Source organism: Stenotrophomonas sp. STEN033 (assembly GCF_056856655.1).
Map to the genome: position 1 here is coordinate 1 of NZ_JBXFWM010000102.1, position 10,056 is coordinate 10,056.

Genomic DNA, 10,056 nt, shown 5'->3' on the forward strand with positions numbered 1-10,056 from the left:
CCCCAATGGTCTCATAAACCGGCCCGCCCGGCTGCCCCGGCTCCCACAAAACTGAGCGGATCAGGATTGCCGGGGTTCGTATGAGCGGCGTCAGCCGCGAAGCCACAAATGCCTCCGGAGCCACCAACAGCAAACCACCAATGGCCTGTCGAGCGCAGAAAGCTCCAGCCGCAATCTGCCAGAAACCCAGCTTCGCGGCTTATGCCGCTCCTGCAAACGCTGCCGCTGCGGCTTTGGTGTCATCGGCTCGACAAGCTTTCACACTGCCAATCACACTCCAGCGAAAATCCCGGGCTGGGGGCAGTCTTGGTTCCTGCAAGCTCCCGACGGTTTGCTAGTATCCGCAGATCAGCTTGGGGCACGAACGATGGCAGCAGGGAACAATCCGATCACCCGGTCGAACGGGGGGCTGTGCGCGCGGTGGGGCAGGGCGAGCGTCCTTGCAGATCTACGCCAGTCAGCGCTGTTGTTGGTGGTGGCAGCTACCACCGCACCCGCTTGCGCGCAAGGCGCCGCGAAAGTGTCTTTGCCAGCCCCACAATTGGCAGTATTGCCGCTCCCGGGTTTGCTCATCGGCCTGTGCGTACTGTTACTGCTGGGCGTGCTGTGGCTGGCGATGCAGCTGAAGCAGCAGCGTGGGCAAGCACAACAATTCGCGGCTCGTGAACAGGCGCGATCGGATCAGCTGCATCAGCAGAACGCGCGGCTGGAAGCGGCCTTGCTGGAAAAGGCGGAACTTGAACACAAGCTTCGTGAACAGGCCGACGCATTCGAGCGCTTGGCCAATGAGGACGATCTCAGCGGCCTGCCCAACCGCCGCGCGTTTGATGACGCGCTGGCACGTGATATGGCGGCAGCGCGGCGCACGGGGCGCTCGCTGAGCCTGGTGGTGCTGAGCATCGATCATCTCAAGCAGATCAATGCCGAATGGTCGCGTGCGGTCGGCGACCTGGTGCTGTGCGAGGTGGGTGATCTGATGCGGCGCAGCCTGCGTGCCTCGGATATGCCGGCACGGCTGGGCAACAAGGAGTTCGCCGTGTTGCTTGGCGATACCGCCTTGCCGGAAGCCGAGATTGCCTGCCAACGGCTGCAGCGCCTGTTTGGCCAGTATGCGGAGTGGGGCGGGCACGAGACTGGCGATATCAAGGTCAGTTTCAGTGCTGGTGTGGTGCAACTCGGCGAGCAGGACCAGGCGCCGGTGTTGTTCTACCAGCGCGCCAAGAATGCGCTGGCGCGGGCGAAGAAAGAAGGCCGCGCACGTACCTGCGCAGCCTGAGTGTCATTGATCAGCGGCCAGGTGCGGGCGGCCAGGCGTTGACGATCTTGCAGAACAGGCGGGCGGTCTGCTCGGTGTCGTACACCGCGCTGTGCGCCTCACTGGCATCCCATTCAAAGCCGGCAGCTTGTACCGCGCGGGCCAGCACGGTCTGGCCATAGGCCACACCTGCCAGGGTCACCGTGTCGAATACGCTGAACGGGTGGAAGGGATTGCGCTTGTGGCCGCTGCGGGCGACGGTGGCGTTGACGAAGTTCAGGTCGAAGTGCGCGTTGTGGCCGACCAGGATCGCGCGCTGGCAGTTGTACTTCTTCATCGCTGCGCGCACCGGTGCGAACACGTGCTCCAGCGCCTCGCGCTCGGGCTTGGCCAGGCGGAAGGGGTGGTCGAGCACGATGCCGGTGACTTCCAGCGACTTGGGGTCGATTTCGGTGCCTTCGGCCGGGATCACATGTGCACTGGCGGTCTGGCCCGGGTAGAGCAGACCGTTCTCGTCCATCTCCACCGGCACGGCGGCGATCTCCAGCAGCGCATGGCGATTGCAGTCAAAGCCGCCCGTTTCCACGTCCACCACTACCGGCAGGAAGCCACGGAAGCGTTGCGCCATCGGCGTGAAAGCGGGGCGGTGAAGCGTGGGTTCTGCGGATTCATTCATCGCAATAGGGTAGCAGAGCGGGTCAAGCGGCCGTGTCAGCAAGCGCCTGCAAATGCCGTGAGAGCCTGTAGTGCCGAGCCGTGCTCGGCAGGGGCGTTACCAGTAATGCCTCAGCCGAGCACGGCTCGGCTCTACAGGGCCTCCCCAACCCTCCCTACGCCTTCGGCCCAAGCGAGGAGGCCCAGCTGCCCAGCAGACAGCCCTTGTCCCGCAGTTGCTCCAGCATCGCAGCGCCATTGCGGATGAACTCCTCGTCAGCTTCTGTACCCGCCTCAACCGCCAACTCCCGCAGCTGCTCAAGCCCACTGAGCGCGGGAAACTGCTCCAGCCTTTCCAGCAAGCGGTACAGCATCGGCGAAAGTTCGGAGAACACGATGGCGCCATCCGCCCCGCGCCGGGCCAGCAACAAGGTCGGCTGCAGCGGTGGCTCGTTGGGCTGATATTCCAGACCAATCCGATGCACCGGCCATTGGTAGGCCAGTGCCCGGCAGCAGGGCGAACAGACCGGGCTGCCCGCCAGCAGGTCACCCTCATGATCATGCGCTGGCAGCGGCTCGTCGCTGATCTTCAGCGCCAGTTCGATCCATTCGTAGTGGGCCAGCTCCAGCAGCCATGCTGCCTGCGGATCCAGCGGACGATGGTCCAGGAAGGCGATGAACTCCTGGCCGATTTCCGGGAACAAGGGCGTATGTGCTCGATGCTCACGGCAGAAATCGCGCACCAGCTGTTGCCAGCGCGGCTCGCCCAGGCTGCGTGCGATCACCGGGAAATTGGCCGCCAGCAGGCTTTGGATATTGTTGAAGTACAGCTCTCGGTACACCTGCAGGCGTGCGTCGTTGATGCCGGTCGGTGCGGCATGCTGCTGAGGGTCGCGCAGGTGCGCGGCAAAGCGCATCTGCAGTTCGCGTAGTGACTCAGCCATGGGCGGCCTGCTGCAACTGGCGGATACGTGTCAGTTCTTCAAGCAGTTCAGGCAGTGGCGGGAAGTTGAAGTCGCGTTCCAGCAGGGTGGGGCGCACGCCATGCATGGTGTAGGCATCGGCCAGCAGTGCCCAGACATCGCCCTTGACCGGCATGCCATGGGTGTCGATCTTCAGGTCTTCGGCTTCGTCGTGATGGCCGGCAACGTGGTAACTGGCAATGCGTTGTGAGGGCAGGCGTGCAAGAAAGGCGCGCGCGTCATAGCCGTGGTTGACGGCGTTGACGTAGACGTTGTTGACGTCCAGCAGCAGGTCGCAATCGGCCTCGTCCAGCACGGCGTTGATGAAGTCCGCCTCGTCCATGTCCGCCGCAGGTACAGCGTAGTAGGAGGCATTTTCCACGGCGATGCGACGGCCGAGGATGTCCTGGGCCTGGCGGATGCGTGCCGCCACATGCTGCACGGCTTCGGCAGTGAAAGGCAGCGGCAGCAGTTCGTAGAGATGGCCATCATCCGTGCACCAGCTCAGGTGCTCGCTGTACAGCGCGACCTGGTGCTGGTCGAGGAAGCGCCGTGTACGTGCGAGGAACTCCACATCCAGTGGGGCGGGTCCACCCAATGACAGCGATAGGCCGTGGCAGCTGAGCGGGTGCCGCTGCGACAGTGCCGACAGCGCTTCGCCCAGGCTGCCGCCAACGCCGATCCAGTTGTCCGGGGCGCATTCGAGAAAGTCGAATGCGTCGGCCGGTGCCGCCTGCAAGGCATCGAGCAGCGAGCGCCGCAGGCCCAGGCCAGCGCTGGCCTGGGCAGGCATGCGCTGGTCGGGTGTGTGGCGCGCGGATGTGCCGGGCTTAGTGCTTGCCGCCACACTTGCCCTCACCACACTTGCCTTCGGCCGTGGCTTTGTCCGCGCCTGCAGCGGCTTCGCCGTCAGCCTTGGCGGTATCGGTCTTGGGCTTGTCCTTGTCGGCACCGCACTTGCCTTCACCACATTTACCTTCGCCGCACTTGCCCTCGGCCTTCTGCTTGGCGGCGGCGTCGGTGCCTTGTGCAGTAGCGGTAGCGGCTTGTGCTTCGGCGGTTGGCGGGGTCTGGGCGCCGGCGCCGAGGGCATAGCCCTGGGCCAGGTCGGTCATGGCAAAAGCAGGGGCCGCCATGCCGCCGAGCAGGGCGGCGCCAAGGGCGAGGGTGGTGGACTTGCGGATGTCGATGGCCATTGCGTGTGTCTCCGGTGGTGGTTGGGCCGGGGGGAGGCTGGAGCTTAGCAAGCGGCTCAACGCAATGGCGTGGCCTTGCCATCGTTGGAATGGCAACGGGCCCACTTGGGGCCCGTGTTGGTTCAGCTGGCGATGGTGATCAGCGATGGCCGCTGACGATATCGATGATGAGCCCGGTGGCAACTGCCATCAGCACATAGCGGTCATCGATCTTGCGCCATTCGTTGCCGTGCCCGGGCTTGCGCAGGCCATGCCTGCTGTAATCGGCAATACGGTTTCCACGTTGGTTCTGTGCCAGGCGCTCGCCCTTGCGTGGGACATGGTGCGCGCTGTTGCTGGAGGCGTGGCGGGCGCCGTTGTGCGCGGCCGGTGCAGGTGTGCTGGTGCGATGGCCTTGGGCGTGCTGGTCAGCACTGTGGGCCGACTTGTCGCGACGAATGTCGTCGCGGTCACGATCCTGCACTGGGCCGGCAAGGGCGGCACCGGAGGCGAACAGGGACAGACCCAGGAGGGTGGCAGCGATACGCTTCATGGCAATTCCTCAGTGCGCGGCGGGAGTGCTGCGGACGAGTCCATGCTCGAAAAAAATGCGTGAATGACTGATTAAAAACACCGGCTGCAGGGTGTCGCTTTGTACCCGTCTGTATCAGCCCGCCACGACGAGGTGCAGCGGGCTGATGCGGAGCGGATGGCAGCGCGGCCGCTGCGCATGCAGGCAGCGGCCGGACAACCCTCGATCAGGCGTGATCGACGGTGCTGGTTTCGTCGCGCTTCTCGCGCGGCGGCAGCGGCGCATCACCGTGTACCAGGAACCAGACGTTCTCGGCGATGTTGGTGGCGTGGTCGCCGATACGCTCCAGGTTCTTGGCCATGAACAGCAGGTGCGTGCATGGGGTGATGTTGCGGGGGTCTTCCATCATGTAGGTCAGCAGCTCGCGGAACAGCGCGGTGTACTGGGCGTCCAGACGCGCGTCGTCGGCGCGCAGGCTGAGCGCCGCCTCGGCATCGTTGTCGCGATAGGCTTCCATCGCGCGGCGGACCTGCTGCGCGGCGAGCCGGCCGAGTGCGCGCACGCCCTGGATCTGCGGCAGCGGCGGCACCGCGGCAAGCGCGATGGAGCGCTTGGCGACGTTGGCGGCATAGTCGCCGATGCGCTCGATGTCGGCAGGGATGCGCAGGCCGGCGAGGATCTCGCGCAGGTCGCGGGCCATCGGCCCACGCAGCGCCAGGCGCATCACGTCGTGGCTGATCTGCTGCTCAAGCTGGTCGATGGCCTCGTCGTTGGCGACGATGCGCTGCGCGGCCTTCTCGTCGCGGCGTTCGATCACGTCCAGCGCGGCTTCGAGCTGGGCAACGGACATTTCGCCCATGCGCACGATCTCGGTTACCAGTCGCTGCTGTTCTTCGTCATAGCTCTTGACGATGTGGTCGTTGGGAAGATTCATGGAATGCTCGCTGGAGACGGTTCGGGTGGGACTGCATTCGTTCGGTAGCTGCGTTGCCATCCATGGCGTACATCTGGCTTCGGAGTGCGGCCCGGCCGTCCATGGCCAGGCATCCAGCGGGCGGCGAACCGCGTCACGGTCCGCCTGCGCCAGCCTCAGCCAAAGCGACCGGTGATGTAATCCTCGGTCTGCTGCTTGGAGGGGTTGGAGAAGATGGTCTCGGTGCGGTCGTGCTCGATCAGGTCGCCCAGGTACATGAAGGCGGTGTAGTCGGACACACGCGCTGCCTGCTGCATGTTGTGGGTGACGATGGCGATGGTGTAATCGTTCTTCAGCTCTTCGACCAGCTGCTCGATGCGGCTGGTGGAGATCGGGTCCAGTGCCGAGGTCGGCTCGTCGAGCAGCAGCACATCCGGGCGCAGCGCCACGGCGCGGGCGATGCACAGGCGCTGCTGCTGGCCACCGGACAGGCCCAGCGCGCTCTGGTTGAGCTTGTCCTTCACTTCGTCCCACAGCGCGCCCTGGCGCAGCGCCTGCTCGACGCGCACGGCCATGTCGGCCTTGGACAGCTTCTCGTGGTGGCGGATGCCGTAGGCGACGTTTTCGAAAATGGTCATCGGGAACGGCACCGGCTTCTGGAACACCATGCCCACTTTGGAACGCAGGCGGTTCATCGGGTACTTGGGCGAGAGGATGTTCTCGCCGTCCAGCAGCACTTCACCGCGCGCTTCCAGCTTGGGGTACAGCGCGTAGATGCGATTGAAGATGCGCAGCAGGGTGGACTTGCCGCAACCGGAGGGGCCGATCAGCGCGGTGACACGCTTTTCCGGAATCTCCAGGTTGATGCTCTTCAGCGCATGGAACTTGTCGTAGTAGAAGTCCAGGCCGCGTGCAGCGAGCTTGACCGGCGCCGGCGTGTGCAGCGACTGGTTGGCGGCGGGCACGTTGATGCGCTGCATCGGTACGGCGTTGCTGAGGTCGTTCATGGGAAGGTCCATGGCAATCAATCGTTTAAGTTCAGTCGTTCGAGATGCGGTTGCGCAGCAGCAGGCCGCGCGCGGAGAGGCTGACCAGCAGGACGAACACGGTCAGCACCAGGGCACCTGCCCAGGCCAACACCTGCCAGGATTCGTAGGGGCTGCCGGCAAACTGGTTCATCACCACCGGCACCGAGGCCATCGGCTGCATCACATTGCTGTTCCAGTACTGGTTGCCGAAGGCAGTGAACAGCAGCGGTGCGGTTTCGCCGGAGATGCGGGCCAGGGCCAGCAGGATGCCGGTGACGATGCCGGCCATGGCGCTGCGGTACAGCACCTGCATGATCACCTTCCACTGCGGTACGCCCAAGGCCAGTGCGGCTTCGCGCATCTGCACCGGCACCAGCCGCAGCATTTCGTCGGTGGTGCGGATCACCACCGGCAGCACGATGAAGGCCAGCGACAGCGCACCTGCAAAGGCCGAGAACTGGCCGCCGGTCTGCATCACGTACAGGGTGTAGACGAACAGGCCGAGCACGATGGACGGTGCCGACAGCAGGATGTCATTGACGAAGCGCACCACCGTGCCGGCCTTGCGGGCATTGCCGTACTCGGCCAGCCAGGTACCGGCGGCGACGCCAAGCGGCGTGCCAATGGCAATGGCCAGCGCGCACATCACCGCGCTGCCGAAGAAGGCGTTGAGCAGGCCGCCTTGCTGCATCGGCGGGGGTGTCATCTTGGTGAAGAGGTCGATGTTGATGCCCGGCAAGCCCTTGGACAGCAGCGTCCACAGGATCCAACCGAGGAAGAACAGACCGAACAAAGCGGTAGCGCAGCCCATCAGCAATGCGACGCTGTTGACGACGCGGCGGCGCAGGTACAGGGAGTCAGCGGAAGCGGACATCAGTTGCCCTCCTTGCGGGACAGGCGCATCAGCATCAGGCGGGCCAGGGCCAGCACTACGAAGGTGACGATGAACAACACGAAGCCGAGCAGCAGCAGGGCCGAGCGGTAGGTTTCGGTGGCCTCGCCGAAGTCGTTGGCGATCAGCGCGGCGATGGTGGTGCCCGGCTCCAGCAGCGAAGGCGTCAGGCGCACGCTGTTGCCGATCACGAAGGCTACCGCCATCGTTTCGCCGAGCGCTCGGCCCAGGCCGAGAAAGACGCCGCCGATCACCGCCGAGCGGGTATAGGGCAGGACGATGTCCCAGCTCACTTCCCACTTGGTGGAACCCAGCGCATAAGCCGATTCCTTCAGGCGGGTGGGAACGGTGAGGAAGACCTCGCGCATCACCGAGGAGATGAAGGGAATGACCATGATCGCCAGCACGAAGCCGGCGGTGAGCATGCCGATGCCCAACGGCGGGCCGCGGAACAAGGCGCCGATCACCGGCAGTGGGCCGATGTGATCGTTGAGGAACGGGGTGACGTATTCGGTCATCACCGGCACCAGCACGAACAGGCCCCACATGCCGTAGATGATGGAGGGGATGCCGGCCAGCAGTTCGATGGCGGTGCCGACCGGTCCGCGCAACCAGCGCGGCGCCACCTCGGTGAGGAAGAAGGCGATGCCAAAGCTCACCGGCACCGCGATCAGCATGGCGATCAGGGCGGTGACGATGGTGCCGTAGATCGGCGCCAATGCGCCGAACTTGTTCTCCACCGGATTCCAGTCGGAGGAGTAGAAGAAGCTCAGGCCTTGCTCCTGCAGCGCATGGCGGCCACCCCAGAGCATGGACAGGGCGGCACTGGCCAGGGCGACCAGGACGAAGATCACGGTGGCGATCAGGAACCAGCGGAACAGCCGGTCGTTTCGTGCATCGCGCAGATCGCGTGAGGTGGGCGCGGATGCTAGGGACGGTGCAATGGCATTCATGGCAGCGGCAGGGGCCCAGGTGGATGCGGTGGTGTTTCTGTCCCCGGGATCGGGGAGTACAAATCTTTGAGGTCGTCATCCCCGCGTAGGCGGGGATCGCTTTTCAGCTGTCATTCCCGCGAAAGCGGGGTTTTCAACCGACGAATGTCGGGTCATCGCTCTTGCCGTTGACGGTGCGTGTGACTTCAACGGCAAGAGCAGGAGCGAAAGCAAGAGCAGTAGCAACAGCAGAATCACGAGCGATCCCCGCCTGCGCGGGGATGACGCACTGGCAAAGGCGGGGCCGCGGGGCGGCCCCGCGCCAGTGCGTCACTTGAACTCAGCAGCCCAGTACGACTCGATCTGGGTGACCAGCTCGGCCGGCAGCGGCACGTAGTGCAGCTCGTTGGCCTGTGCCTGGCCGTTCTCGAAGGCCCACTTGAAGAAGGCGCGGGTGTCGGCGCTGCGCTTGGCGTCCTTCGGCTGCTTGTGCATCAGCATGAAGTTGGTGGCGGTGATCGGCCAGGCATTGACGCCCGGTGCGTTGGTGATCACCAGGTTGAAATCCTTGGCATTGGCCCAGTCCGCGCTGGCAGCGGCCGCCGCAAAGGTTTCAGCGGTCGGCTGCACCCAGCTGCCGGCAGCGTTCTGCATGGAGGCATACGGCATGTTGTTCTGCAGGGCATAGGCCAGCTCGACATAACCGACCGAGCCCTTGATCTGCTGCACGTAGGAGGCAACGCCTTCATTGCCCTTGCCGCCGACGCCGTCCGGCCACTGAACCGAGGTGCCTTCGCCGACCTTGTCCTTCCACTCGCCGCTGACCTTGGACAGGTAGTTGGAGAAGTTGAAGGTGGTGCCCGAACCGTCGGAGCGGTGCACCAGGGTGATCTTGGTGTCGGGCAGGGTTACGCCCGGGTTGGCATCGACAATGGCCTTGTCGTTCCAGGTCTTGATCTTGCCCAGGAAGATGTCAGCCAGCAGCGGGCCGGTCAGGCGCAGCTGGCCCGGCTGCAGGCCTTCAAGGTTGACCACCGGCACCACGCCGCCGATTGCCGATGGGAACTGGCCCAGGCCAGCCTGGGCCAGTTCTTCAGTGGAGAGCGGTTTGTCCGACGAACCGAAGTCGACGGTACCGGCCTTGATCTGGGCGATACCGCCGCCGGAGCCGATCGACTGGTAATTGATCTTCGCGCCGGTGGCGGCGTTGTAGTCGGCCGACCACTTGGACACCAGCGGGAAGATGAACGATGCGCCGGCGCCGGAGATCTCGACGGCAACCTTGTCACCAGCGGCCGGTGCAGCGGCACCTGCGGCGTCCGGGTTGGCGGCGGCCTGGTTACCCTTGTCACCACAGGCCGACAGGCCCAGGGCGATGGCCAGCGAGAGGGCGGCAAGACCGGTCGTGTGCAGCTTCATGCGTCACTCCATAGCGGGAGAAATGCCGGCAGCGCCGGCGGATGCGGCTATGAAATGATGTTTTTGTTACAACCTGATTACATCGTGAAAAAAATCTGAAAAAGCTCACAGAATCAATGGCCATCGGCTGGGCGGTTGGCGCCCTGTAAGGCACGAGTTGCCCCCGGAGTTGGGGCTTTCCGGCAATGCCCTGTAGTGCCGACCCCAACAAGGGCGGGGGGGTTCGCGTATATCCTACCCCCCCCCAAGGGCGGGGGCTAAGGGGGGGGGGGGGGGGGCACAACCCAACGGTAG

At 64.6% G+C, this 10,056-nt stretch carries 11 protein-coding genes; 1 reads left to right on the forward strand and 10 read right to left on the reverse strand.

All coding sequences use genetic code 11. The features are described from left to right. Positions 1-520: 520 nt before the first annotated feature. Positions 521-1,276 carry a GGDEF domain-containing protein gene (locus AC1VXC_RS20410; protein WP_313494200.1) on the forward strand — a complete coding sequence of 252 codons (756 nt, stop codon included), beginning with the start codon at positions 521-523 and terminating at the stop codon, positions 1,274-1,276. 10 nt (positions 1,277-1,286) lie between these two features. Here the strand turns inward: AC1VXC_RS20410 and rnt are convergent, their stop codons facing one another. The 10 genes from rnt to pstS all read right to left on the reverse strand — a co-directional run bounded on the left by rnt (position 1,287) and on the right by pstS (position 9,762). After that, positions 1,287-1,931, reverse strand: coding sequence for a ribonuclease T (gene rnt / locus AC1VXC_RS20415; protein ID WP_313169403.1), 645 nt, complete (start codon positions 1,929-1,931; stop codon positions 1,287-1,289). 154 nt (positions 1,932-2,085) lie between these two features. After that, entirely contained in the window at positions 2,086-2,853 is a 768-nt protein-coding gene (locus tag AC1VXC_RS20420; protein WP_481539815.1) for an HvfC family RiPP maturation protein, read from the reverse strand. After that, positions 2,846-3,664: an HvfB family MNIO-type RiPP peptide maturase gene (locus AC1VXC_RS20425; protein WP_481539816.1), complete on the reverse strand. Its 819-nt coding sequence runs from the start codon at positions 3,662-3,664 to the stop codon at positions 2,846-2,848. Before AC1VXC_RS20425 ends, AC1VXC_RS20420 begins: the two co-directional genes overlap by 8 nt. A 37-nt stretch (positions 3,665-3,701) precedes the next feature. Next, positions 3,702-4,067 (reverse strand): HvfA family oxazolone/thioamide-modified RiPP metallophore, encoded by a 366-nt coding sequence (locus AC1VXC_RS20430; RefSeq protein ID WP_481539817.1) that lies wholly within the window; start codon positions 4,065-4,067, stop codon positions 3,702-3,704. Positions 4,068-4,206: 139 nt separating this feature from the next. After that, the gene (locus tag AC1VXC_RS20435; protein ID WP_313169411.1) at positions 4,207-4,599 is read right to left on the reverse strand and encodes an RcnB family protein; all 393 of its coding nucleotides are present in this window, start codon (positions 4,597-4,599) and stop codon (positions 4,207-4,209) included. A 205-nt stretch (positions 4,600-4,804) separates the two neighbouring features. Further along, positions 4,805-5,512, reverse strand: coding sequence for a phosphate signaling complex protein PhoU (gene phoU, locus AC1VXC_RS20440; RefSeq protein WP_282272928.1), 708 nt, complete (start codon positions 5,510-5,512; stop codon positions 4,805-4,807). 155 nt (positions 5,513-5,667) lie between these two features. Beyond that, complete coding sequence (pstB, locus tag AC1VXC_RS20445; protein WP_282272926.1) at positions 5,668-6,498, reverse strand: phosphate ABC transporter ATP-binding protein PstB; 831 nt, start codon at positions 6,496-6,498, stop codon at positions 5,668-5,670. 31 nt (positions 6,499-6,529) lie between these two features. After that, positions 6,530-7,393, reverse strand: coding sequence for a phosphate ABC transporter permease PstA (pstA, locus tag AC1VXC_RS20450; protein WP_313169414.1), 864 nt, complete (start codon positions 7,391-7,393; stop codon positions 6,530-6,532). Continuing rightward, complete coding sequence (pstC, locus tag AC1VXC_RS20455; protein ID WP_313169416.1) at positions 7,393-8,364, reverse strand: phosphate ABC transporter permease subunit PstC; 972 nt, start codon at positions 8,362-8,364, stop codon at positions 7,393-7,395. Before pstC ends, pstA begins: the two co-directional genes overlap by 1 nt. A 309-nt stretch (positions 8,365-8,673) precedes the next feature. Next, a complete protein-coding gene (pstS, locus tag AC1VXC_RS20460) occupies positions 8,674-9,762 on the reverse strand; it encodes a phosphate ABC transporter substrate-binding protein PstS (RefSeq protein WP_481539818.1) in 1,089 nt (362 codons plus the stop codon). Between the last annotated feature and the right edge of the window lie 294 nt (positions 9,763-10,056).